We start from the raw sequence: 24,581 nt of genomic DNA on the forward strand, positions 1-24,581 counted from the left end.
CGTGTCCCCGACCTCGATCGGCTGCACAGTGGTGCCATGCGGAACAAGGGGCTGGACGCCCAGGGATACATCGAGCGCGAGGGCTCCTTGGGGCGTGTCCCGCACGTCTTCCGGCCGGTCGTGGCCGCCGCGCGGGACCGGCTGCTCGACGTCTACGGGGGACGCCTCGACAGCGCGTACCTCTACGGGTCGATCCCGCGCGGCACCGCGCGCGTGGGGCGCAGCGATCTGGACCTGTTCGTGGCGACCCGGCGGGAGCCGACCGAGGAGGACCGGGACGCGGCCCGCAGCCTGGGCGAGGCGCTCGACAAGGAGTTCCCGGAGATCGACGGGGCCGGCATCCTCCTGTACGGCCGCACACGGCTGCTGAGCGAGCCGGAGACGTACGACCTGGGGTGGTTCGTCGCGTGCCTGTGCACACCGCTGCTCGGGGAGGACCTCGCCGAGTACCTGCCCCGCTACCGCCCCGACTCGCGGCTCGCCCGGGAGACCAACGGCGACCTGGCGCTGCTGCTCCCCCGCTGGCGTGAGCGGATCGCCGCCTCCGAGGACAGCGACGAGGCCCGTAGGCCCCTGGTGCGCTTCATGTCCCGGCGCCTGGTCCGCACCGGCTTCACCCTGGTCATGCCCCGCTGGAACGGCTGGACGAGCGACCTCGGGGAGATGGCCGAAGCGTTCGGCGCGTACTACCCCGGGCGGGCGGAGGAACTGGGCAGGGCGGCGGCGCTGGGTTGCGAACCGACCGGCGACGCGCGCGTGCTGCGGTCGTACGTCGACGATCTCGGCCCGTGGCTGGCCGACGAGTACGCGCGCGTGCACGGCGTGAAGACGCCCCGCCCGGACGACATGACCTAGATCAGGCCGTGTTCCTTCAGGTAGTCCAGTTGGGCGCGCACCGACAGTTCCGCCGCCGGCCACAGTGAGCGGTCGACGTCCGCGTACACGTGGGCGACGACCTCGGCCGGGCTCCGGTGGCCGTTCTCCACGGCCGTCTCGATCTGGGCGAGCCGGTGGGCGCGGTGGGCGAGATAGAACTCGACGGCGCCCTGGGCGTCGTCGAGGACGGGTCCGTGGCCCGGGAGGACCGTGTGGACGCCGTCGTCGACCGTGAGCGAGCGCAGCCGCCGCAGCGAGTCCAGATAGTCGCCCAGGCGGCCGTCAGGATGCGCCACCACGGTCGTGCCGCGCCCCAGGACGGTGTCTCCCGTCAGGACGGCCTGATCGGCCGGGAGATGGAAGCACAGGGAGTCTCCGGTGTGCCCGGGCGTCGACACGACGACCAGTTCCAGGCCGCCGACCCGGATGGCGTTCCCGGCGGCGAGGCCCTCGTCCCCGAGGCGCAGCGCCGGGTCCAGCGCGCGGACCTTCGTGTCCGTCAGCTCGGCGAAGCGGACGGCGCCTTCCGCGTGGTCGGGGTGTCCGTGCGTGAGCAGGGTCAGGGCGATCCGTTTGCCCGCCTTCTCGGCGGTGTCGACGACGTTGCGCAGATGGCCCTCGTCCAGGGGCCCCGGGTCGATCACCACGGCCAGCTCGGAGTCGGGTTCCGAGACGATCCAGGTGTTCGTGCCGTCCAGGGTCATCGCGGAGGCGTTGGGCGCGAGGACGTTCACGGCCCGCGCGGTGGCGGGGCCGGTGAGGACCCCGCCCCGTGGCTGGCCGGGAAGCGCGGCTGCGTCGGTCATGCGGGGGCTCCACCGGTCGGGAGGTCGGTCGGGATGTGCTTCGTGAACTCCTCGTGGCCCGGCCAGGAGAGGACGATCTCGCCGTCCTCCAGGCGGGCCCGTGCGAGGACGGGCGTCAGATCGCGCTCCGGGGCCGACGACAGGGCTTCGGCCGCGCTGCCGTACGGGATGAGCCCGCGCAGGGTCGCGATGGTCGGCGGCATCATCGTGAGGTCGCCCTTGTCGTACCCGGTGGCCGCCTCGCCGGGGGCGATCCACACCGTGTGGTCGGCCTCTGTGGAGGCGTTCCGGGTGCGCTGCCCCTCCGGGAGGACGGCGACGAAGAACCAGGTGTCATAGCGGCGGGTTTCGAACTCGGGGGTGATCCAGCGCGCCCACGCGCCCAGCAGGTCGGAGCGCAGGACGAGGCCCCGGCGGTCGAGGAACTCCGCGAAGGACAGGTCCCGGGCGACCAGGGCGGCGCGGTCCGCCTCCCAGGTCTCGCCGGTGGTGTCGCCGACCACGGAGTCCGGGGTGGGTCCGGCGAGCAGGACGCTCGCCTCCTCGTAGGTCTCCCGTACGGCCGCGCACACGATCGCCTGGGCGGTCGTCTCGTCGACGCCCAGGCGGTTCGCCCACCACGCGCGCGTGGGGCCCGCCCAGCGGACGTGACGGTCGTCGTCGCGCGGGTCGACACCGCCGCCCGGGTACGCGTACGCGCCCCCGGCGAAGGCCATGGAGGCGCGTCTGCGCAGCATGTGGACGGCGGGGCCGGTGTCGGTGTCCTTCAGGAGCATCACGGTGGCCGCCCGTCTGGGCACGACCGGCGTGAGCGCACCGTCCGCGAGCGCGCGGATGCGCTCGGGCCACTCCGCCGGGAACCACTGACCGTTCGCCATGGGCGGAGGCTATCCCGTAGCGCGCGGATGTTCGAGAGGCAACAACGCGCACCCCAGGACGACGAACACCGTGGTTACGCCTGCGTGAGCTCCACCTGGATCTCGACCTCGACCGGTGAGTCCAGCGGCAGCACCGCCACGCCGACCGCGCTCCGCGCGTGGACGCCCTTGTCGCCGAGGACCTCGCCGAGGAGTTCGCTGGCGCCGTTGATCACGCCGGGCTGGCCGGTGAAGTCGGGGGCCGAGGCGACGAAGCCGACGACCTTCACCACGCGCGCGATGCGATCCAGGTCACCGGTGACGGACTTGACGGCGGCGAGGGCGTTCAGCGCGCAGGTGCGGGCCAGTTCCTTGGCCTCCTCCGCGGTGACCTCGGCGCCCACCTTGCCGGTGACGGGCAACTTGCCGTCCACCATGGGCAGCTGGCCGGAGGTGTACACGTAGACGCCGCTCTGCACGGCGGGCTGGTACGCGGCGAGCGGCGGGACGACCGCCGGCAGGGTCAGGCCGAGTTCGGCCAGCCGGGCCTCGACGCCACTCATGCCTTCTCCCGCTTGAGGTAGGCCACGAGCTGCTCGGGGTTGTTCGGCCCGGGCACGACCTGGACGAGCTCCCAGCCGTCCTCGCCCCAGGTGTCCAGAATCTGCTTCGTGGCGTGGACGAGCAGCGGCACAGTCGAGTATTCCCACTTGGTCATGCGGCCGACTTTAGCGGCTGCGAACCGGTCGCCCGTGGTCGCGTTGTCCACAGCCTCCCGCTTGGTTTCGGCGCGGACTGGTTAGGCTCGAAGACGTGAGCAGGCTCCAGGTCGTCAGTGGCAAGGGCGGTACCGGCAAGACCACGGTGGCCGCGGCCCTCGCGCTGGCCCTGGCCACCGAGGGGAAGCGGACGCTTCTCGTCGAGGTCGAGGGTCGCCAGGGCATCGCGCAGCTCTTCGAGACGGAGACGCTGCCCTATGAGGAGCGGAAGATCGCCGTCGCTCCCGGGGGCGGGGAGGTGTACGCGCTGGCCATCGACCCCGAACTGGCCCTTCTGGACTACCTCCAGATGTTCTACAAACTCGGCGGCGCCGGCCGCGCCCTGAAGAAACTCGGCGCGATCGACTTCGCCACCACGGTCGCGCCCGGCCTCCGGGACGTCCTCCTGACCGGCAAGGCGTGCGAGGCCGTACGGCGCAAGGACAAGAGCGGGCGGTTCGCCTACGACTACGTCGTGATGGACGCCCCGCCGACCGGCCGCATCACCCGCTTCCTGAACGTCAACGACGAGGTCGCCGGGCTCGCCAAGATCGGCCCGATACACAATCAGGCACAGGCCGTGATGCGGGTCCTGAAGTCCCCCGAGACGGAGGTCCACCTGGTGACGCTCCTGGAGGAGATGCCCGTCCAGGAGACCGCCGACGGCATCGCCGAACTGCGGGCGGCGCGGCTGCCGGTGGGCCGGATCATCGTGAACATGGTGCGGCCCGAGGTGCTGGACGCTGCCGAGCTGGATCTCGTACGGGCCGTGCCGCGCACCGCGCTCGCGCAGTCGCTGTCGGCCGCAGGCCTCGGCGGGGCGCGGCGCGGCGGCAACGCCGAGAAGCTGGTGGATCCGCTGCTCGCGCAGGCCGAGGAGTACGCCGCGCGGTACGCCCTGGAGCACGACCAGCGGGCCGTGCTCGGCGCGCTGGAGCTGCCGCTGCACGAACTGCCGCTGCTCGCCGAGGGCATGGACCTGGCGGGCCTGTACGAACTCGCCACCGAGCTGCGGAAGCAGGGGATGTCATGAGCCAGGACCAGGAGCGCGACGGCGCCCGTCGGCTGTCCTCCGCGCGCGTGCTCGACGTCGACCCGCTGCTCGACGACCCGGAGACCCGCATCGTGGTCTGCTGCGGCTCGGGCGGGGTCGGCAAGACGACCACCGCGGCGGCGCTCGGACTGCGGGCCGCCGAGCGGGGCCGCCGAGTTGTCGTCCTGACCATCGACCCGGCCCGCCGGCTCGCCCAGTCCATGGGCATCGACTCGCTGGACAACACCCCGAGGCGGGTGAAGGACGTCGACGGGGACGGCGAACTGCACGCCATGATGCTCGACATGAAGCGCACCTTCGACGAGATCGTCGAGGCGCACGCGGACCGCGAGCGGGCCGCCGCGATCCTGAACAACCCCTTCTACCAGTCGCTCTCGGCGGGCTTCGCGGGCACGCAGGAGTACATGGCGATGGAGAAGCTGGGCCAGTTGCGCGCCCAGCACGACTGGGACCTGATCGTGGTGGACACCCCGCCGTCCCGCTCGGCCCTGGACTTCCTGGACGCGCCGAAACGTCTCGGCTCGTTCCTGGACGGCAAGCTGATCCGGCTGCTGACCGCGCCGGCGAAGCTGGGCGGCCGGGCCGGGATGAAGTTCCTCAATGTCGGCATGTCGATGATGACCGGCACCCTCGGCAAGCTGCTCGGGGGTCAACTCCTCAAGGACATCCAGACGTTCATCGCCGCGATGGACACCACCTTCGGTGGGTTCCGCACCCGCGCGGACGCGACGTACAAGCTGCTCCAGGCCCCGGGGACGGCGTTCCTGGTGGTCGCGGCCCCGGAGCGGGACGCGCTGCGCGAGGCCGCGTACTTCGTGGAGCGGCTGGCGGCCGAGGACATGCCGCTGGCCGGTCTGGTGCTCAACCGGGTGCACGGCAGCGGAGCCGCCCGGCTGTCGGCCGAGCGGGCACTCGCCGCCGCGGAAAATCTTGAGGAGTCCCGCATTGTCGATCAGGTGGGCGGGAAAGCTGGACTTCGTAACTCTCCCGACACGTACGGCAGTTCAGAATCCGCCGGTACCGGATCTCCCGGTTCCCGGGCAGCAGCTCGTGACGAAGGCTCCCCCGCCGCCACGGACGACGAGCGCCCCGCCGACAAGCGACCCGACGACGAGCCATCCGTCGACCGACTCACCGCAGGCCTGCTCAGACTGCACGCCGACCGGATGCGGCTGCTCTCCCGCGAGCAGCGCACACGTGACCGCTTCACCGCGCGCCACCCCGAGGTGGCCGTCGCCGAAGTGGCCGCGCTGCCCGGCGATGTGCACGACCTCGCGGGGCTGCGGGACATCGGGAACCGGCTCGCGGCCGGTCGGCCGGAGCTGCCCGAGACGACGGTCTGACGCCCGGGACGAAGGTGTGACGCGTGCCCCGGGGATCGCCCGGGGTCGATCGGCCCCTACGGGACCGGCGTCAGCCCACCGCCGCGTAGTTCTCGTAGATCTCGTCGTCGTCGAGGGGGATGATGCCGACCCCTCGCTCGTACTCGATGCGCGCGGTCTCCAGTAGCCGGCGCCATGAAGTGACAGTGGGCCGCCTGCGCAACAGTGCGCGGCGCTCCCGCTCCGTCATGCCTCCCCACACGCCGAATTCGACGCGGTTGTCGAGCGCATCGGCGAGGCACTCCGTGCGTACCGGACATCCGGTGCACACTGCCTTCGCCCTGTTCTGCGCTGCTCCTTGAACGAACAGTTCATCCGGATCGGTAGTGCGGCAGGCCGCCTGCGCACTCCAGTCGGTTACCCAGCCCATACCGGCGCCGTCCTCTCCCGAATCGAGGCTCCCCCACGGCGGCAGCGGCATATTCACCGCCGCCAGTTGAGGACGTTACGGAAGGTGGGCACAGCGCAACACCCCCTTCGGGCCCAATCTTGAATGGCCCGAACGGACTATGCGTAAGCGGCAGATCACCCGGGGGAGTGAGCCCGCGACATACATGACTTTCCCGACAGAGCGGGACAGTTGTCTTGCGTCACAACGGACGCCAGGTGACACAGGAGGCGGATTCGGACACGCCTCCCACAAAAAACTAGGGGACGACCGGAACGATTCGGGGTCGCCGGACGTATTGATACGTGACCGCTCTGCTGTGACAGTTGAGAGCAGCTTAGGCCAAGGCCTATACACCTGTCCGGCGAATGAGAACGTAGACGGCTCCTATTGCCGCGCCGTCATGTTCCCGGGACGGGTCCTCCGTTCACTGCGCGGTCGCAGAGCCGTAGATGCCACTGCCTACGACAAGGCGCCCGCCCATGCATGTCACGATCCCGCACCCGAACATCCCGAGACTCACCCGCTCCTCCGGGACGCCCAGGGTGAGGGATTAGGCTGCCCCCATGCCAAAAAAGCGCTCGGGTGGTGGTCTGTCCCCTCTGCAGCAGGCCACCAAGTTCCTCGGTGTCAGTGTGCTCGCCGGTGCCGTCATGGCCGGAATCGCGTTGCCCGCGGCCGGAGCGCTGGGGCTCGCGGCCAAGGGATCGGTCCAGGGGTTCGACGACATCCCGGACAACCTGAAGAGCCCTCAGCTGAGCCAGCGCACCACGATCCTGGACAGCAAGGGCAACCAGCTGGCCTCGGTCTACTCCCGTGACCGCACGGTGGTGGAGCTCAAGGACATCTCGCCGTACATGCAGAAGGCGATCGTCGCGATCGAGGACTCGCGCTTCTACCAGCACGGCGCGATCGACCTCAAGGGCGTCCTGCGCGCCCTGAACAAGAACGCGCAGAGCGGTGGCGTCTCCCAGGGCGCCTCCACGCTCACGCAGCAGCTGGTCAAGAACTACTTCGTGGAGGAGGCCGGCGACGACCCGACGAAGGTCGCCGAGGCCACCCAGCAGACGCTGGGCCGCAAGGTCCGCGAGCTGAAGTACGCGATCCAGATCGAGGAAAAACTCGGCAAGAAGAAGATCCTCGAGAACTACCTGAACATCACCTTCTTCGGAGAGCAGGCCTACGGCGTCGAGGCCGCGTCCGAGCGCTACTTCTCCAAGCACGCCAAGGACCTGAACCTCCAGCAGTCGGCGCTGCTCGCGGGCATCGTCCAGTCGCCCACGCGCTACGACCCCATCAACGACGAGGCCGAGGCCAAGAAGCGCCGCAACACCGTGCTGGCCCGCATGGCCGAGGTCGGCGACATCTCCAAGGCGGAGGCCCTGGCGGCCGAGAAGACCGACCTCGGCCTCAAGGTCAGCCAGCCGAAGAACGGCTGCATCACCGCGGTCAAGGGCGCCAGCTTCTTCTGCAAGTACGTCGAGAAGGTCTTCCTGAGCGACCCGGTCTTCGGCAAGACCAAAGAAGCCCGCGCCAAGATCTGGAACCAGGGCGGCCTGACGATCCGTACGACCCTGGACCCGCAGGCCCAGGACTCCGTGCAGGCCTCGCTCAAGGACCACATCTACAAGTCGGACAAGGTCGCCGCGGCGGCCACGCTCGTCGAACCCGGCACCGGCAAGATCCTCGGCATGGGCCAGTCGAAGCCGTACGGCTACGGCAAGAACGAGACGGAGTACAACTACTCGGTCAACGCCGACATGGGCGGCTCGAACTTCGGCTTCCCGACCGGTTCGACGTTCAAGCCCTTCGTCGCCGCCGCCGCGCTGGAGCAGGGCCTGCCGGCCACGCAGCAGTACCCTGCGCCGTACTCGATGGACTACCCGAGCCCCGTCTCGACCTGCAGCGGCAAGAACTGGGTCAACACCGACGGCGCGACGGTGGAGAACGAGAGCGAGTCGGAGAAGGGTCCGTACGCCCTGAAGGAGGCGATGGCCAAGTCGGTCAACACCTACTTCGTGCAGATGATCTCCGACATCGGTCTGTGCCCCGTGGTGAGCATGACCAACAAGCTCGGCGTCGTGCAGGGCAACGGCGACAAGATCCCCGAGGTCCCGGCCATCGCGCTCGGCTCCAAGGGCCTCTCCCCGCTGACGATGGCCTCCGCGTACGCGGCCTTCGCCAACGAGGGCACGTACTGCACGCCCATCGCCATCGAGTCCATCACCCAGAAGGTGGGCAACGAGCAGAAGTCGCTCGCCGTCCCCAAGTCCACCTGCTCGCGGGCGATGAGCAAGAAGACCGCCGACACCATCAACACCGTGCTGCGCGGCGTGGTCGACTCCGGCACCGGCCAGGAGGCCGGCCTCACCGACCGCCAGAGCGCCGGCAAGACGGGTACGACGGACTCCCGCAAGAACGCCTGGTTCGTCGGCTACACGCCCCAGCTCGCGGGCGCGGTCTGGGTCGGCAGCGCCAAGCAGAACGTCGAGATGACCAACATCCGCATCGGCGGCGTCTGGCACGACCAGGTCTACGGCGCCGACACCCCCGGCCCGATCTGGAAGGACGCCATGACCGGCGCCCTGGAGGGCAAGCAGGTCGAGAACTTCCAGCTCGTCAACATCCCCGACCCCGTCAAGGACAAGGGCAACAACGACGGCGGCAAGAACGGCGACACCAACGGGACCGACAACGGGGGCAACGACAACGGCGGCACCACCGACGGAGGCACCACCCCCACCCCGACGTTCTCCTTCCCTGACGGCTTCATCCAGGGCACGACGAACGGCGGCAACAACGGCAACGGGAACGGCGGCAACAGGGGATAGCCCGGACAACCCCCTGCGGCCATCGGCCGTTCAGGCTTCTCGTCTACGACGACGGGGGCGCCCCTTGTGGAAAGGGGCGCCCCCGTCGTCGTAGAAACGTGTTCGTGGGTCAGCCGGCGAGCAGCTTCTTCACCACGGCGGCGACGCGGCCGCCCTCGGCCAGGCCGGCGACCTTCGGGTTCACGATCTTCATCACGGCACCCATGGCGCGCGGGCCCTCGGCGCCGGCCGCCTTCGCCTCCTCGACGGCCTGGGAGACGATCGCGGTCAGTTCCTCGTCGCCGAGCTGCTTGGGCAGGTACTCGGCGAGGACCTCGCCCTCCGCCTTCTCCTGCGCGGCCTGCTCCGGGCGACCGCCCTGGGCGAAGGCGTCCGCGGCCTCGCGGCGCTTCTTCGCCTCCTTGGTGATCACCTTGAGGACCTCGTCGTCGGAGAGCTCGCGCTTCTCCTTGCCCGCGACCTCCTCCTTGGTGATCGCGGCGAGCGTCAGCCGGAGCGTGGAGGAACGCAGCTTGTCGTGCGCCTTGATCGCGGTGTTGAGGTCTTCCTGCAGCTTCGACTTGAGCGTGGTGGTCATGGGTTTGATTCTCGCAGGTGCGTGAGCCCGGCCGCCCGCCGATTTACGAGGCGGCGGCCGACGGGGTGTCAGGCGTGTCAGTGGGGTCTGACACGATGGAGGCATGCGCGCGCGATACGGAGTACCCCTGGGAATTGCGGCGGCCGGCGCCGCCGGTCTGGTCTACGCGGCGGGCTTCGAGGTCCGCTCGTTCCGTCTGCGCCGGGTCACGGTCCCGGTGCTGCCCGCAGGGATGCGCCCGCTCAGAGTCCTCCAGGTCTCCGACATCCACATGGTCGGCGGCCAGCGCAAGAAGCAGCGCTGGCTGCGCTCGCTCGCGGGCCTGCGCCCCGACTTCGTGATCAACACCGGCGACAACCTCTCCGACCCCGAGGGCGTCCCCGAGGTCCTGGACGCGCTCGGCCCGCTGATGGAGTTCCCGGGGGCGTACGTCTTCGGCTCGAACGACTACTACGGCCCCACCCTGCGCAACCCGGCCCGGTACCTGTTCGAGAAGACCGCGGGCCGCCACGGTCTGAACGGCAACCCGCCCATCGTGGGAGCCGTCCACAACCCGTGGGAGGACCTGCGGGACGGCTTCGACGCGGGCGGCTGGCTCAACCTCACCAACACCCGCGGCACGCTGAAGATCGAGGGCGCGTCGGTCGAACTGACCGGCCTCGACGACCCGCACATCAAGCGCGACCGGTACGCGCGCGTGGCGGGCGGCCCGTCGGACGACGCCGACTTCTCGATGGCCGTCGTGCACGCGCCGTACCTCCGCGCCCTGGACGCGTTCGCCGCCGACGGCTACCCCCTGATCCTCGGCGGCCACACCCACGGCGGCCAGCTCTGCATCCCGTTCTACGGCGCCCTGGTGACCAACTGCGACCTCGACACGGACCGCGTGAAGGGCCTCTCCACGCATACGGCGGAGGGCCGGACGTCGTACCTGCACGTGTCGGCGGGGTGCGGGACGAGCCGGTACACGCCGGTGCGGTTCGCCTGTCCGCCGGAGGCTACGTTGATGACGTTGGTGGGCCGGGAGTAGGCGGGCGATACGCCGTTGCGCCGAGGGGGGCTCGCGGGCGGTGCGGCTCGGCCGGCCCGCGTCGCTCGGCCCGTACGGCGTGCCCGCGTAGCTCGTGCGGCCCACCCGTATCGCCCGGTTCGTCCCCTCTGCCTAGCGTGAGGGCATGACCGCTCCGATACCCAGGGACATCCCGGACCTCCCCGCGGTACCCGGCATGCCCGCGCTGTTCGCCTCACCCGTTCCGGCCACCGCGGTGGTGGCTCCGTACCGTCGCCCGGCGGCGGCCGTGTACCGACTGCTGGTCGCGCTGGTGACGGCAGCGGCGGTGACCGCCGACCTGTTCCTCGGCAGCCCGATCAGGGTCCTGACCTACTTCACGATCCAGAGCAACATCCTGCTGGCCCTGGTCATGCTCGCCACCGCCCGCCGGGCCTGGACGGCCCGCCGCCCCCTTTCTCCTTTGGTGACGGGCGCGTCCCTGCTGTACATCACGATCACCGGCCTGGTGTACCACCTGATCCTGGCGCACGCGTCGAGCCCGTTCGCGATGACGGGCGGCGCTCTCACGGGGTGGCAGGCGGTGACGAACCAGGTCCTGCACACGGTGACACCGATCGCGGCGGTGCTCGACTGGCTGCTGCTGACCGCACCCGGCCGACTGCACCTGCGGATGGCGGCGACGTGGCTGCTGTACCCGGCGACGTACCTGGCGGTGTATCTCGCCCGCGGCGAACTGATCTTCCCCGGCACCCCGGGCCGCTACCTCTACACATTCCTGGACGTCGAGCACCACGGCTACAAGAGCGTCCTCGGCAACGCCCTCCTCCTCGGCCTCGCCTTCTACGCCCTCTCCGTCCTCCTCGTGGCCCTCGACCACGCCCGCCCCAACCCGATCCGCCACCGCGCCAAAACCGGATTTCGTCTCCAGCCACCGGTGGGCTAAAGTAAACGACGTCGCCGCGATGAGCAGCAACACCGGCAAGATGAGCGGCGACATCGGGGTGTAGCGCAGCTTGGCAGCGCGCTTCGTTCGGGACGAAGAGGTCGTGGGTTCAAATCCCGCCACCCCGACAGCTAGACACCAGGTCAGGCCCGGTGCTGAGGGATCAGCGCCGGGTCTGATTTGCGTTGCGTGCCTGTTTGGGAACCGTTGGGGAGCCAACTGGGTGTGATCTTCGGGATCCGTCTCCCGGGTTGGCTCCCCGAGAGTGGCGGAATCGGCCCCGTCCTCATCGGAGAGTCGGTCCAAGCGGTGTGGGACCCCGAGGCCGTCTCCGTCAGCCCCTGCCGCCCCACACCGCTTCCAGGTCCCGGCAGCGGACCAGGACGGTCGCGTCGGTCAGTGCGATCTCGTGTGTGCAGCCGCCGTCCTCGTCCGGGAGGATTTCGTCGAGGAGGACGGCGTCGGCCGGCATCCAGTCGATGGAGTGTTCGTAGTCGACGGAGAAGTGCGTCACGCCCGAGTAGCTGATGCGCAGGCCGGCGTCGTGCTTGAACTTGTTGGGCGCGAAGTCCAGGACCAGGCCGCCGCTCTTGTCGGTGGCGAGGTGGACCCCGGCCAGTTCCAGGTCCTTGACACAGCGGGTCGCGCCCGCGATGTCGTAGTGGCCGGGGTCGGTGGCGAAGGACCGGGCGCCTGGGGGCAGGTCGGTGCGCAGGCGCGGCAGTTCGGCCAGATAGGCCCCGGGATCGACGAAGAATCCTCCGTCGTCCCAGACGGCCGTGACGTACTTCATGTGCAACCCTCCGCAGCGAGAGGCGGCCGCCTCGACGTGTCTCCGGTGATGTCCTCTGTCCCCTTGGGAGCGATGCGGTCGGCCTTCCGCAGCTCCAGATCATCCGCCCCTTGATGACATTCTCCACGCCGGGCGGGACCTCGATCTCCGAGGCCTTGATGCCATGTCTGTTGAACCAGACCCGAGTTGTTGCACAGCCCGTCTTCGCACATGGGCTTGTCGTGGACGTGGATCTCCACGTCTCTTCCCGACGGGCGGGCCGGGGTCCCCGCGGTCGTCGTGGGCGACAGCCAGGCAGTCATCCGGAGGGCCGGTACCGAATCCACATCCAGTACCGGCCCTCCACCACCCCATACGCCCCCGTCTCAGTAGGTCAACGCATCCTGCGCACTGGCCAGCCAGTAAGTCACCCGCAGCGAGTCGTCGACGTACACGCCCTTCGTGGGAAGGGCCGGAGTCGCCGCCGGGCTGATGCTGTTCTCGTTGCGGTCGAAGAAGTAGACGGAGAGGGACTTGGCGGTGCGGCCGTTGGTGCCGGTGCCGTCGTTGCCGCCGGAGAGGGCTACGCCGGCGTAGCCGGATTCGCCCGGGGCGAGAGTGGTGACCGCCTGCGGCTGGGAGTCCTCGATGACCGGCGGTACGGACTGGGCGTCGCCGAAGTTGACGGCCGGGTAGTAGTAGAGGTCGCAGGTCTTGGAGCCGGTGTTGGTGACGGTGAGCAGCATGTGGTTGATGGGGCGGCTGACCGGCTGGGCGGTCACCTTGGTGTTGGCGCCGCTGCAGGTGACGCGTGTCGTGGAACTGCCCGAACCCGAGCCCGAGCCGGACGTCGAGCCCGAGCCGCCGCTCGTCTTGCTGCCGCCCGATCCCTTGCCGCCGCCGGTCGAGGAACCGCCATTCGAGGAACCGCCCGTGGAGGAGCCCCCCGTCGAGGAGCCCTCCGTGCTGCCCCCGCTCCGGCCGGTCCCCGTCCCCGACGGTGACGGTGCCGACGTCGTCACCGGGGAGGAGTTCGGGGAGGCCGCGCCGGCGTCCTGTACTCCCAGCTTGTCGTTGCAGGCGGTGAGCGAGAGCGCGGCGAGCGCGACAGTGGCGGCGGCGAGGAGACGAGTGCGAGTACGGGGACGGGCGGTGAACGCGGACATGGCTGTGCTCCCTTTCGGAGAGGCGGGAAGTCGCCCGCCGTCCAACCGGTCGGCGGGCGGCGTGCTTTGATGGCCAGAGCTTGTGCCGCTTTCCGTCCCACCCGCCACGGCAGCCGTGACTTACGGGAACCTGGAACGTTCGCACCGGCTCTTACCTGGGGGAACAGGGCTTCCCTGGAACGCTGGACTGGAACGGGGGCTGGGTGGCAGTGGTGGACGAGACGGCCGATTTCGCGGCGCTGATACGGGAGCTCAAGGACCGTTCGGGGCTGAGCTACGGCGTGCTCGCGAAGCGGCTGCACATGAGCACGTCGACGCTGCACCGCTACTGCAACGGCGACGCCGTACCCACCGAGTACGCCCCCGTGGAGCGGTTCGCGCGCCTCTGCAAGGCGACCCCCGACGAACTCGTCGAGGCCCACCGCCGCTGGATCCTGGCCGACGGCGCCCGCCAGCGCGAGCGGAAGTCCGCGGCGACCGTCACGACCACGGCCACGCCCACGGCCGTGGAAGCGGCCACCGCCCCCACCCCTGAAGCAGACCTCCCCGCCCCGACCCCCGAAGCAGACCTCCCCGCCCCCGCCCCCGCAAACGAACCCGCCCCGCGCAACCGCCGCCGCACCGCCCTCTTCGCCGCCGCCGCGGTGGCCGTAGTGCTCGCCGCCACCGCCCTCGTCCCCCACCTGATGTCCGGCGACGGCAACGGCGGCGGCGACCGTCAGCAGGACGCCGGTTCCGTGACCTCCACCGGACGCGGCACCCCTTCCTCCTCCGCGTCCGCGAAGTCGACCTCCTCGGCGTCCGCGTCGGCCTCGGCCTCCGGCTCCGCGAGTCCTTCCGGGTCCGCTACGGCGAAGAGCGGGGCGTCCGCCTCACCGGGCGCGAAGTCCGGCGGGGCCGCGGATGTGGCGGCGGCCGCCGTTCCGCTGACGGTGACGACCCGGCCGTATGCCTGGGAGAGCCCGTGCAGCCAGACCTATCTGGTGGACCGGGACGCGGCCAAGGTGCCGCCGCCGCCGACCGAGCAGGACGCGCCGAGCTGGGTGAGCGCGCTGGGCGCGGTCTCGGCCGGCAGCCAGTACCTCGAGCTCACCGTGCAGGGCACCGGCCAGGAGACCGTGGTGCTGGAGTCCCTGAACGTCCGGGTCGTCGGCAGCGGCGCGCCACTGGCCTGGAACGCGTACGCGATGGGGTACATCGGCGTCGGCTGCGGCGGCGGGGTGCCCACGCACTCCTTCGGCATCGGGCTGGACGCGCCGCGCCCGGTGGCCACGCCGAAGGCCGGGCAGACGGGCCTGCCGTACAAGGTGAGCGAGAGCGAGCCCGAGGTCCTGTACATCACGGCCGACGCGGCCTCGCACGATGTGCGCTGGTATCTGGAGCTGACGTGGTCCAGCGGCGGCCGCAAGGGCGTGCTGCGCATCGACGACCAGGGGAAGCCGTTCCGCACCAGCGGCATGAGCGGACGTCCGCAGTACGGCTACTCCCTGGACACCAGCGAGTGGGTGCCCCACCGGGCCGACTGAGCCACGGGCGACCGCACGCCCCGCCCGACCTCGCGTTGACACCGACCCGCGCCGGACGTTGACTGGCAGCACTGCGCAGTCGTTGAAGGGTACGACCGACCGGGTCTCCGGGGGTCTGGAACAGGCCGTCGAGCAGACCGACGAGGCACGAACGCCTTCAGGCGGAACGGAAGCGGCATCCTGATGTACGACCAGACACGCGCCCAGCAGCCCGCCGGCCAGAGCCGGCCCCCCACCGAACGCCGCACTCCGGGCCCGGAGCCGCTGCTCCCGTCGGCCGAGCGGGAGCAGGTCCTCCAGCGGCTGCGGCATGCCCTCAACACCTTCGCCGACACCCCGCACGACGCGCTGGCGGAGGCGGAGAGCGCCTACGACGAGGCCACCGCCCAGCTGGTGAGCGCCCTCGCGGCCCGGCGGGAACTCCTCCGCGCCGCCTGGGCCGACCAGGGCACCGCCACCGCTGCGGAAAGCGCGGAACCCGCGGATCTCACGTCCCAGTCCGACGAACACCGCAACGCGCTGCGCCAGTACCGCGAGATCACCCAGCGCCTGCTCCAGCTCTAGCTCATTCGCGCGTACGCCGCCTTCAACTCGCCCCAGCGCACGGCCTGTTCGTCGGACAGCGCGCCCCGCAGCTCCGCCAGCTTCAGCAGGTTCGCCTCCGCCTCCGTCCCCAGGGTCTGTGCCTCGGCCGTGTAGTGGTCGTCCAACACCGCTGACAGTTCACGGGAGTTCATCACCGGCTCGATGCGCCGCGCGATCCGGTTCATCGTGCGGTACGACCCCTGGAGCCGGAACGGCGGTTCGGTGCGGGCCGCTTCCGTGGTCGCCGCCGACGCCATGTACGCGGCGTTGACCGCGAGGACGGTGTCCCGGGCGGCGAGCAGATGTCTCAACACGGCGACGATACGGGCCAGTTCGGCGGGCTCGCAGGCGTAGGAGAGGCGGTCCGCGCGAGCCGTCGCGTCGCCGCGGGCCAGCCGGATCAGCAGGTCCAGGTCGGCGCGGTCGCGGCCGGCGAGCGGGGCCAGTACCGGGTTCGAGGTGAGCGCGTTCTCGACGAAACTCAGGGCGAACTGCGCCTCCTTGCCGGTCAGTACGTCACCGAGGTTCCAGACGTCGGCGCGGTTGGCCAGCATGTCGGGCACCCGGAACCGGCTGCCGGACTCGGTGTACGGGTTGCCGGTCATACAGACGGCGAACCGCTTGCCCCGCAGGTCGTAGGTGCGCGCCGCGCCCTCCCACACGCCCTCCATCCGCCGGGTCGCGTCGCACAACGTGATGAATTTCTGCAGGAGTTCGGGTGACGTGTGCTGGATGTCGTCCAGGTGGAGCAGCACGTTGTTGCCCGCCGCGAGCGCGAAGTTGACCTTCTCCACTTCCTGTCGGGCGGTCGCGTTCGGCGCCTCGGCCGGGTCGAGTGAGGTGACACCGTGCCCGAGGGCCGGGCCGCTGACCTTCACCAGGACCAGCCCGAGCCGGTCGGCGACGTACTCCATGAGGGTCGTCTTGCCGTAGCCCGGCGGGGAGATCAGCAGGAGCAGCCCGCCGGTGCCCGTCTGCCCGTCCTCCGCGGCCGTGCCGAGCTGCCGGGCCAGGTTGTCGCCGATCAGCGGGAGGTACACCTCGTCGACGAGCCGGCCCCGGACGAAGGACGACAGGACGCGCGGCCGGTACTCGTCGAGGCGCAGCCGGGCACGTTCCGCTGCCACGAGGGCGGTACGGCGGCGCTGGTACGCGCGGTGGCCGGGAACGTCCGTGGCACGGAACTCCCGTGTACGGGCCAGGAGTTCGTCGACCCTGATACGCAACTCACCCGCCACGACCCGGGGATGGCTGCCCAGCAGTCCGCCGACCGTCTCGGTCAGCCGGGCGTCCGACTCGTAGCGCGGTGCGCCGGGGCAGAGTTCGGCCGCCACCGCCTCCGCCAGGTCCCCCGGGTCGACGCACGTCCCGGACGCCGTCGTGTAGGCCGTCAGCCAGGCCTCCACCAGCTGCCGGCGCGCGGGCAGGTCGTCGTCGAGGGCGGTCAGATCGTCGTCGTAGGCCGAACTGCCCACCGCCCGCCGGAACTTGTCGAGCAGGGTGCGGGCGCCCGCGCTGATCACGAAGCCCTCGGGGGCGGTGGTGAGTTCGTCGAGGAGGTAGGCCGCGGCGGGCTCGCCGTCGAGCTCCTTCGCGAGTTCCGCGCGGAGTTCGGCGTCGGCGGGGGTGGGTCCGAACAGGTCGCGGGCCCGGGCCAGGGACCTCGCGCGGCGGGTCCAGTTCTCGCGCGCCCGCGGGTTCGTGCCGTGCGTCCAGAAGAGCAACGCGCTTGCGCGGGCGGCCGGTTCGTGGCGCAGCAGGCCCGCGTCCTCGTACCGGCGGAGCAGGGCCGTGAGGATCGCGGTCGCGTCGTGGTCGTGCACCCCGCGTTCGTAGCCTTCGTCGTACGACTCCTGCGCGGCCCGGCGAACCAGGCCGGCGAGGTCGGGTTCCTGAGCGAGGGCCCGTGCGCCGTGTTCGTCGAGGAGGCGGGCGGCGAGGTGTTCGGCGCGGTAGACCCGGGGTGACTCGGAGGGCAGTGGGCGGTCCCAGTACGGGCGGGTGGCCGCGAACTCCGGGTCCCTGACCGGGGATCGGTAGTCCGTGCCGGTGAGGGCGAAGACCAGGCCGTCGCCGGAGGGGACCAGGGTGAGGTCGAGGGGCTCGGTGTGGACGGCGAAGCGGTGGCGGCCGAGGCGGAGGGTCCGGCCGCCGTCCGTGGAGAGGTCGGTGCGGTCGCGCAGGGCGCGGACCGCCTCCGCGTGGGCGGCCGTGAGGCGGCCCGTCAGTTCCTCCGCCCTTGTCGGGTCGCCGAGTTCGCGGAGTCGGTCGGCGGTGCGGCGGATCCTCGTCACCATCGGGTCGGAGGCGAAGTACGTGTTCACCGCGTCGGCGTCGGCGAGTGCGACCGCCCGCCGCCCGACGGTCTCCAGCACCTGGACCGCCGACCGCGCCAACTGCTCGGCCCTGCGGGCGCGTTCGTCGACCAGGGTCTGCTTCCGGGCCGAGAGGGTCTCGTGGATCTCGGTGCGTTTGCCGGCCAGTTCGGTGAGGAAGTCGTCGAAGTCCGCGAAGCGGGCCTCCAGGTTCTCCAACCGCACCAGCAGCAGGGCGAGTTGCGTGTCGCAGGCCTCCGGGGTCGCCGCGTCCGCGAGCGCTCCCGTCACCGACTGGGCCAGCAGCGCGAACTCGGCCGCGAACTCCGCCCGGCCCTCCCGGTCCCGGAGTTCCGCGCGCCGGGCGTCCAGGGTGGCGCGGGCCCGGTTGACGCCGCCCAGTACCTCGGCGACCCGTTCCAGGATCGACGTACGGACCGTGGTGTCACCGATGTCGAGTCCGGCGACCACCTCGGTCACCGTCCGCAGCCCTTCGGTGAGTTCGTCCAGGCGGGCCGCGACCGGGGCAGCCTCGGCGACCTTGGCCAGCGCCCCGGCCTCCGCGACCAGGGTGTCGATCAGCTCGTGGTGCCCGGCGAACGCGTCCTCGCGCGCCAGGAACGACACCGCCCGCTGCCCGAACACCCCCAGATCCGCCTCGACTCCGGCCGCCGCCTCCTCGATCCGCGCGGTGTCCGCGTATCGCAGCTCCTTCAACGTCAGCAAGTGCCCCTGCGCCTGCCGGAGTTCGGTGAGCCCGGCGACCCATCCCGCCGCGTCCCGGGGCGCCTCGCCCCGCAACCGCCGTACGAGGGAGGCGAGATGGGCCGTCGCATCGGCAACGGCGTCGGCGGCCCGCCCGGTGAGAGTCCGGACCGTCTCGAACTCGGTCAGGACCTGCTCCGCCGTACCCCGTACCTCCTCCAACGGGCTCCGCAGATCGCCGAGTTCGGCATCCCCCAGCCAGTGATGCGTGTCGGCCGCCCGGACACACGCGGCGACCAGCGCCTCGTACACCTCCGCCGTCGGCTCCATCCCGGCGACCGCGCCCGTGAGCGACAGACAGTCGGAGATCCCTCGTACGAGATCGGCGTTCCCGACCCGGAACAGCGGTCCGGAGCCGGTGAGTCGAGCGGCGGCATGGGTGTCGGAGACGAAGGGGCTGCGCCAGCTCCGCACCGCATGGACCCGAGCCGTCTCCCCCTCCCCCAGTACCGTCAGCGTGCCGTCGTCGAACAGCGCCCACCCCTGCCCGGGCAGCGGCGCCGCGACCTCCTTGCGGATCATGTTGTACGGCAGCAGCAGGCTCCGCCCGGACCCCCGCGCCCGGTACCCGAACAGCACGTCCTCCCCGTTGGGCGAGCGCACGATCCGCTCCAACTCCAGCCCGTCGGTGGTGATTTCGAAGGTCTTGCACTCCCCCGTGGCCAGGCAGTACCCGCCCGGGAACACGATCCCCTGCTCCTCCGGCAGCCGCCGGCACGAGCGCCCGATCCCGTCGAGGCGTACGACACCCTTGGTCAGCGTGTTGAAGACCAGGTAGCGGTGGGCGTCCTCCTTGTAGGGAAGCACCCGCAGCAGCACCAGCGCACCCACCCGCGCGTACGCGATCTCCGCGTCGGCCGGCGACTGGAGTGGCTCGTCCACCGGTTCGGAGTAAATCCCCTCCCCCGTCCCGGTGTTGTCCTCCACCTTCACGGTGAGCGTGCCGCCCAGTGTGTCGACGTACAGCCCGTCCTGGATCCGCACATGGGGGTGCCGGCCGGGGACGAGGTCCTCGCGGCCCGTCCCGGTCCAGTCGAAGTCGTACGGCGGCGGGAAGACGTGGTCGCGTTCGCCGTGCGCGTCCAGGAAGGTCGCCGCCCGGCCGTCGTCGGTGAGCGCCCAGCGCAGTACCCGGATGTCGTCGGCCTTCTCGCCGGTGCGGAATACGGCCAGCAACTTGCCTTCGATGCGCTGGAGTTGGAGGAGTCGCGCCTGCCGGTAGTAGCGGTGCAGAGCGGTGAACTCCCGTACGAACTCCGGGTCGTCGAGGAGTCCGGGCACGGCGTTCTCGGGCAGCCTGCGCAGGTCGTGGCGGTCGTACAGGGCGAGGACGTCGGCCACCGCCGTCTCCCGGGTGACGCCGAGGGAGGTCTCGTGGCCGAGGAGCAGCGCGTCTCCTACGGCGACGATGTCCCTCGGTGCGGCCGGGTGCTCGGTGGTGAGGCGGCCGGTGCCGGTGAGTTCCAGCCGGGTCGAGCCGAACTCCTCGGTGCGGCGGGCGTTGAGCGCCTCCGCGCGGCGGGCGAGTTCGGCGGCCTGTGCGGCGAGGCGGTCGCGCAGGACCTCGTAGGTGCCGGTGTCCAGGCCGGTGGTCATGGGTCCCTCTCAGGATCTCGGGCGGTGTGATCGGGAGTGGTGGGTCCGGAACTGCCGTCCCCTGTGCGGCAGTTCCGGACCGTCTGTGGGGCCGGGCGTCGGCCTCGGCCAGATGTCAGGCCTTCGCCGGGTGCCCGTTGAGCGCGGTCAGCGGAGTGTCCGCGAGGCCCAACTCACCGGCCCTGTCCAGCAGTTGCCGTAGCTGCCCGGCGTTCGCGGTGTCCGCCCGCATCAGCTTCATCAGCAGCGCGGACACGGTGAGGTTCTGCACATCGGCCGTGGAGACCGAGCCGAGCACCCGCCCGAGGTCCTCGGCGATGTTCGACGTACCGTCCAGCCACGGGCGCGCCAACGCCTGTGCCGTATCGGAGTTCTGGACGAAGCCGTCGACGCTCCTGCCGAACGAGACCGCGGAGACGAGCCGGTCGAAGAAGACCGTGTCGCCGCCGACGATGTCGATGTCGGCGTGCTCGAGACCGGTCGCGAGGACCGTGGCCTGTGCCTCCGCGACCTGCCGCTGCACATCGAGCCCGGCCAGCCGGATCTCCTTCTCGGCCTGGAGCCGCAGCCGGTACTCCTCGTGGCCGCGCGAGGCGTCGTCGAGGGCGGCCATCGCGGCGGCCTTCTCGGTGAGGCCCTCCGCCTCGGCCTTCAACTTCTCGCCGATACCGGTGGCCTCGGCGAGCGCGTTCGCCCGTACGCCCTCGGCCTGCGCGAGCACCTTGGCCTGGGCGCCCTCGGCCTCCGCGAGCAGCTTCGCCTGCGCGCCCTCGGCCTCCGCGAGCGCCATGGCCCGGGTGCCCTCGGCCTCCGCGCGCAGCCGGGCCTCGGTGCCTTCCGCCTCCGCCCGCAGCCGCGCCCCCGTGGCCTCGGCCTCCGCGCGGCCCGCCTTCACGGTGACCTCGGCCTCCTTGTCGCGGACCTGGACCTCGGCGAGTCCGGCCGCGGCGGCCTCCGCCTGGATGCCCTCGGCGAGCCGGAGCTTGGCGCGGGCGTCGAGATCGGCGGACTTCAACCGGGCCTCGGCAAGGGTGAGTTGCTCGCCGGCGCGGTGCTTGGCGGCGGCCTCCGCGGCCTCGGCCCCCTTGATGTCCTTGACCAGCTTCTCCTGCGCCTCGGCCTCCGCGGCGATGATCACCGCCTGCCGGGTGCGCTCCGCCTCCTCGACCACCCGCAGCTTCTTGATGGCCTCTTCCTGCTCGGCGACCGTACGGTCCACGGCGATCCGTTCCCGGACCACGTCCGCGACCTCGCGCCGTTCGACCTCGACCTCCTTGTCGCGGGCGATCCCGGACAGACTCGTCTCCCGTTCGCGGGCGATGACTTCGAGGAGGCGGTCCTTCTCGATGCGCTCGTTCTCGACGGCGATGACCCGCTCGCGGTTCTTCTGGGCCACGGCGATCTCGCGGGCCTGGTTCTCGCGCTGGACGCCGAGTTGCTCCTCGGTGCGCAGGAACGCGGTCTGCGCGCCGAGCCGTTCCTCCTCCTGCACCTTCGCGGTGGCGGCCTCCTCGCGCGCCCGCAGGACCTCCACCTCGCGGCGCTGCTTGATCTCCGCCTCGGCCTGCCGGCGCTCCAGCTCCAGGATGGTCTCCCGGGCGTCGACGTTCTGCCGGGTGATCTCCTTCTGCTCGGTGCGCTGGAACTCGTTGGTGCGGACGTGCTCGATCGTCGTCAGCTCGGTGATCTTGCGGATGCCCTGCGCGTCCAGGATGTTCTGGTTGTCGAGCTGGGTCATCGGCGTCTGTTCGAGGAAGTCGATGGCCGCGTCGTCGAGGTGGTAGCCGTTGAGGTCGGTCCCGATGACCTGGATGATCCGGTCCCGGAACTCCTCGCGCTTGGTGTAGAGATCGACGAAGTCCAGCTGCTTTCCCACGGTCTTGAGCGCCTCGGAGAACTTCGCGGCGAAGAAGTCCTGGATCGCCACCGGGTCGCTCGCGGTCTGGGTGCCGATGGCCTGCGCGACCTTGATGACGTCCTCGACGGTCTTGTTGACCCGCACGAAGAAGCTGATGTGGATGTCGGCGCGGATGTTGTCCTGGCAGATCAGGCCCTCGCGCCCGGTGCGGCGGATCTCGATCGTCTTCACCGAGATGTCCATGAACTCGGCCTTGTGCAGCACCGGCAGGACGACCGCCCCGGTGAAGGTGACGTCGACCTTCTTCGTCTTGGAGACGATCAGCGCCCGCCCCTGCTCCACCTTCCGGAACAGCCGCCCGACCAGCAGGAGCAGGGCGAGCGCGATGAGCAGGACAACGGCGACGAACACACCGATGCCCACGGTGATGGCGTTCATGACATGGGTCCTCTGAGGAGAGAAGGGTGATCGACAGGCAGGCAGAGGTCAGCGAGTGGAGACCAATGGGCGTGCGGGTGGCCGGAGTTGGCGGCCTATCCCGTCGTGCCGGGTCCGGTCCTCGGGTCCAGCGCGCTGTCGTAGGGCGCGACCCAGAAGAACTCGCCGGGTTCGTCGTAGGCGTAGAGCAGTCCGGTGCTGCCGCCGGCGAGGGCGTCGTTGCCCGTCTGCCGGACCTGGACCGTCGCGGCCGAGCCGTCCGCCGCCCTGACCTCGGCCTGCCCGAAGTCGGCGTCCACCCGCCCGGTACGGATCGTGCAGGTCAGCCCGACGAAGTCCAGCCGGGACGGCCCGTGTTCGTCGGGAAACAGGCGGTGCAGCGGCCGTACGAGCAGCTTGGTCGCGTACCAGGAGACAAACCCGGTGCCGATCAGCACGACCGCCCCGACCAGGACGCCGGCCGGGCCCGAGGGAACGAGCAGCACGCTCGCGCAGAAGCTGATCAGCCAGCCGACGGCGACGAACAGCGAGAAGGCGAGGGTCACCGGGACCCCGCCGAGCCACCGGCCGCCGGAGTGCGCACGGGAGTGGAAGTGACCGTGCCCGTGGCCGTGCGCGTCGGCGGCGCCGAGGGCTACCAGCAGCCAGTAGAGGACGACCACGGCGAGCGCCGCGGTGAAGACGACGGCGGGAAAACCGGTCGCGGCAGCGATGAACGCCCCCATGATCCCGGCCCCCCGTTCTCTTACTCGCCCGACTGTCGACGGGGAGGCCCGGATCGCGGCTCCGGTGCCGGAAACCTGCCGGTGTCCGGCACCCGAACCATCCGTGGTGCTCCCCTGGCGCCATGGTGCACGCGGGGTGCACGCCCGCGCATTGCCGGAACCCGGCAGTGTTCATTAGGGTCTTGATGCCGGTGACGCGCTAAGAAAGCGTCACCAGGGCGTCAAGAAAACAGGGGGCGGCGTTGCCGGAGCGCGGAAGACCTGAGCAGTATCTGACGGGGTACGCGCAGCTCCTGGCGGAGGTCGCCGTCACCGGACGGCGGCTGACCCGGGCCGAGTTGGAGGCCCGCCGCACCCTCGGCGAACAAGCGGCCGAGGCCGGACACGGACTGCGCGCCCTGGTCAACGCCCATCTCGCCGCGACCCGCACCGCCTGGCCGGAGACTCCCGGCGCCGCCGACTGCACACTCGCCGCGGTACAGCAGGTGGTCGACGCGTTCGCCGAGGGCTACGAACGCGCCCAGCGTGTCGCCGTACGCCAAGAAGAGGCAGCCCGGCGGGAGTTCATCGACGACCTGCTCTACGGCCGCAGCGACCTGGGCCGACTCGCCGAACGCGCCGAACGCTTCGGCCTGCGGCTGTCCCACTCGCACGCCGTCGCCGTCGTCCAGGGGCCGATGCCCTACGACGAGAGCGCGCCGGTGCCGCGTCAGGTGGAGCGCGCGATGATCAGCCGTTTCGGTGACCGCAACATCCTGCTCACCACGAAGGCCGGCCGGATGCTGTGCGTCGCGCCCGGCGACCAGGACGACGTCCTCACCCACTTCGCCAAGCAGTCGTACGCGGCGGCGGAGGGCACCCGGGTGGCGATCGGCCGGCCGCAGCCGGGCGCGGGCGGGATCGTCCAGTCGTACGAGGAGGCCCTCAACACCCTCGAACTGGCCGAGCGGCTCACCCTGGAGGGCCCGCTGCTGCGCGCCGCCGACCTGCTGGTCTACCCGGTGCTCACCCGGGACCGGCAGGCGATGGCCGACCTGGTCCTCGACGCGCTGGGCCCGCTCACCAAGGCGCGCGGCGGTCCGCGCCCCCTGCTGGACACGCTCTCGACCTACTTCGACTGCGGCTGCGTGGCCGCGGAGGCCGCCCGCCGGCTCTCCCTGAGCGTGCGCGCCCTGACGTACCGCCTCGAACGCATCCACCAACTGACCGGCGCGGACCCGACGGACCCGGGCCAGCGCTACATGCTCCAGACGGCGGTGATCGGCGCACGCCTGCTGGACTGGCCGGACAAGGAGCTGTGAGGCGGGGCGCGGACCCCTGAGCGGGCGCAGAAAAAAGCGACCCCGCGCCC

20 protein-coding genes and 1 tRNA gene are annotated in these 24,581 nt (G+C 70.8%); 10 read left to right on the top strand and 11 right to left on the bottom strand.

Annotated features, from left to right (window positions below; translation table 11 throughout):
- Nucleotides 1-36 precede the first annotated feature (36 nt).
- Nucleotides 37-855: a nucleotidyltransferase domain-containing protein gene (locus tag SSP08S_RS24585; protein WP_019070296.1), complete on the top strand. Its 819-nt coding sequence runs from the start codon at nt 37-39 to the stop codon at nt 853-855.
- Here the strand turns inward: SSP08S_RS24585 and SSP08S_RS24590 are convergent.
- From SSP08S_RS24590 to sp36, 4 genes are all read right to left on the bottom strand, one after another.
- Complete coding sequence (locus SSP08S_RS24590) at nt 852-1,682, bottom strand: MBL fold metallo-hydrolase (protein WP_019070297.1); 831 nt, start codon at nt 1,680-1,682, stop codon at nt 852-854. The two genes, SSP08S_RS24585 and SSP08S_RS24590, sit on opposite strands and share 4 nt — an antisense overlap.
- Complete coding sequence (locus tag SSP08S_RS24595) at nt 1,679-2,560, bottom strand: NUDIX hydrolase (RefSeq protein ID WP_019070298.1); 882 nt, start codon at nt 2,558-2,560, stop codon at nt 1,679-1,681. Before SSP08S_RS24595 ends, SSP08S_RS24590 begins: the two co-directional genes overlap by 4 nt.
- Nucleotides 2,561-2,634: 74 nt before the next feature.
- Nucleotides 2,635-3,102, bottom strand: a complete 468-nt coding sequence (locus SSP08S_RS24600) for a RidA family protein (protein ID WP_019070299.1) — start codon at nt 3,100-3,102, stop codon at nt 2,635-2,637.
- Nucleotides 3,099-3,257 carry a Sp36 family protein gene (gene sp36, locus SSP08S_RS55755; RefSeq protein ID WP_019063748.1) on the bottom strand — a complete coding sequence of 53 codons (159 nt, stop codon included), beginning with the start codon at nt 3,255-3,257 and terminating at the stop codon, nt 3,099-3,101. The genes SSP08S_RS24600 and sp36 overlap by 4 nt, the downstream gene beginning before the upstream one ends.
- Before the next feature lie 95 nt (nt 3,258-3,352).
- On the opposite strand from sp36, the gene bagA reads away from it, so the two are divergent.
- Complete coding sequence (gene bagA / locus SSP08S_RS24610) at nt 3,353-4,330, top strand: ATPase BagA (protein WP_019070301.1); 978 nt, start codon at nt 3,353-3,355, stop codon at nt 4,328-4,330.
- On the top strand, nt 4,327-5,694 hold the full coding sequence (gene bagB / locus SSP08S_RS24615) for an ATPase BagB (RefSeq protein ID WP_019070302.1): 1,368 nt from the start codon (nt 4,327-4,329) through the stop codon (nt 5,692-5,694). The genes bagA and bagB overlap by 4 nt, the downstream gene beginning before the upstream one ends.
- Before the next feature lie 70 nt (nt 5,695-5,764).
- Here bagB and wblA read toward each other — a convergent pair whose 3' ends face one another.
- Nucleotides 5,765-6,103: a transcriptional regulator WblA gene (gene wblA / locus SSP08S_RS24620; protein ID WP_019063745.1), complete on the bottom strand. Its 339-nt coding sequence runs from the start codon at nt 6,101-6,103 to the stop codon at nt 5,765-5,767.
- A gap of 584 nt (nt 6,104-6,687) precedes the next feature.
- Here wblA and SSP08S_RS24625 point away from each other — a divergent pair.
- A complete protein-coding gene (locus SSP08S_RS24625) occupies nt 6,688-8,952 on the top strand; it encodes a transglycosylase domain-containing protein (RefSeq protein WP_019070303.1) in 2,265 nt (754 codons plus the stop codon).
- 109 nt (nt 8,953-9,061) lie between these two features.
- On the opposite strand, the gene SSP08S_RS24630 is transcribed toward SSP08S_RS24625, so the two are convergent.
- Complete coding sequence (locus tag SSP08S_RS24630) at nt 9,062-9,529, bottom strand: GatB/YqeY domain-containing protein (protein ID WP_019070304.1); 468 nt, start codon at nt 9,527-9,529, stop codon at nt 9,062-9,064.
- A gap of 103 nt (nt 9,530-9,632) precedes the next feature.
- Between SSP08S_RS24630 and SSP08S_RS24635 the strand changes: the two genes are divergently transcribed.
- The 3 genes from SSP08S_RS24635 to SSP08S_RS24645 all read left to right on the top strand — a co-directional run bounded on the left by SSP08S_RS24635 (nt 9,633) and on the right by SSP08S_RS24645 (nt 11,612).
- Nucleotides 9,633-10,559 carry a metallophosphoesterase gene (locus SSP08S_RS24635; RefSeq protein ID WP_019070305.1) on the top strand — a complete coding sequence of 309 codons (927 nt, stop codon included), beginning with the start codon at nt 9,633-9,635 and terminating at the stop codon, nt 10,557-10,559.
- Between the two features lie 145 nt (nt 10,560-10,704).
- On the top strand, nt 10,705-11,484 hold the full coding sequence (locus tag SSP08S_RS24640) for a Pr6Pr family membrane protein (RefSeq protein WP_019070306.1): 780 nt from the start codon (nt 10,705-10,707) through the stop codon (nt 11,482-11,484).
- A 54-nt stretch (nt 11,485-11,538) separates the two neighbouring features.
- Nucleotides 11,539-11,612: transfer RNA gene (locus SSP08S_RS24645), tRNA-Pro, on the top strand.
- 206 nt (nt 11,613-11,818) lie between these two features.
- Here SSP08S_RS24645 and SSP08S_RS24650 read toward each other — a convergent pair.
- Together SSP08S_RS24650 and SSP08S_RS24655 are read right to left on the bottom strand one after the other, a co-directional pair.
- On the bottom strand, nt 11,819-12,277 hold the full coding sequence (locus SSP08S_RS24650; RefSeq protein WP_019070307.1) for a hypothetical protein: 459 nt from the start codon (nt 12,275-12,277) through the stop codon (nt 11,819-11,821).
- Nucleotides 12,278-12,642: 365 nt separating this feature from the next.
- The gene (locus tag SSP08S_RS24655; RefSeq protein WP_019070308.1) at nt 12,643-13,422 is read right to left on the bottom strand and encodes a DUF4232 domain-containing protein; all 780 of its coding nucleotides are present in this window, start codon (nt 13,420-13,422) and stop codon (nt 12,643-12,645) included.
- 209 nt (nt 13,423-13,631) lie between these two features.
- Between SSP08S_RS24655 and SSP08S_RS24660 the strand changes: the two genes are divergently transcribed.
- Together SSP08S_RS24660 and SSP08S_RS24665 are read left to right on the top strand one after the other, a co-directional pair.
- A complete protein-coding gene (locus SSP08S_RS24660; protein ID WP_019070309.1) occupies nt 13,632-14,948 on the top strand; it encodes a helix-turn-helix domain-containing protein in 1,317 nt (438 codons plus the stop codon).
- 183 nt (nt 14,949-15,131) lie between these two features.
- Nucleotides 15,132-15,512: a hypothetical protein gene (locus SSP08S_RS24665; protein WP_019070310.1), complete on the top strand. Its 381-nt coding sequence runs from the start codon at nt 15,132-15,134 to the stop codon at nt 15,510-15,512.
- Here SSP08S_RS24665 and SSP08S_RS55760 read toward each other — a convergent pair.
- The 3 genes from SSP08S_RS55760 to SSP08S_RS24680 form a co-directional block, all read right to left on the bottom strand.
- Nucleotides 15,509-20,209, bottom strand: a complete 4,701-nt coding sequence (locus SSP08S_RS55760; protein ID WP_019070311.1) for a DNA repair ATPase — start codon at nt 20,207-20,209, stop codon at nt 15,509-15,511. The two genes, SSP08S_RS24665 and SSP08S_RS55760, sit on opposite strands and share 4 nt — an antisense overlap.
- Before the next feature lie 115 nt (nt 20,210-20,324).
- Nucleotides 20,325-22,505, bottom strand: a complete 2,181-nt coding sequence (locus tag SSP08S_RS24675; protein ID WP_019070312.1) for a flotillin family protein — start codon at nt 22,503-22,505, stop codon at nt 20,325-20,327.
- A gap of 95 nt (nt 22,506-22,600) precedes the next feature.
- Nucleotides 22,601-23,230 carry a hypothetical protein gene (locus SSP08S_RS24680; RefSeq protein WP_019070313.1) on the bottom strand — a complete coding sequence of 210 codons (630 nt, stop codon included), beginning with the start codon at nt 23,228-23,230 and terminating at the stop codon, nt 22,601-22,603.
- A gap of 242 nt (nt 23,231-23,472) precedes the next feature.
- On the opposite strand from SSP08S_RS24680, the gene SSP08S_RS24685 reads away from it, so the two are divergent.
- Nucleotides 23,473-24,531 carry a PucR family transcriptional regulator gene (locus SSP08S_RS24685; RefSeq protein ID WP_019070314.1) on the top strand — a complete coding sequence of 353 codons (1,059 nt, stop codon included), beginning with the start codon at nt 23,473-23,475 and terminating at the stop codon, nt 24,529-24,531.
- Nucleotides 24,532-24,581: the final 50 nt, after the last annotated feature.

This window comes from Streptomyces hokutonensis (assembly GCF_000376565.1).
Lineage (GTDB): Bacteria > Actinomycetota > Actinomycetes > Streptomycetales > Streptomycetaceae > Streptomyces > Streptomyces hokutonensis.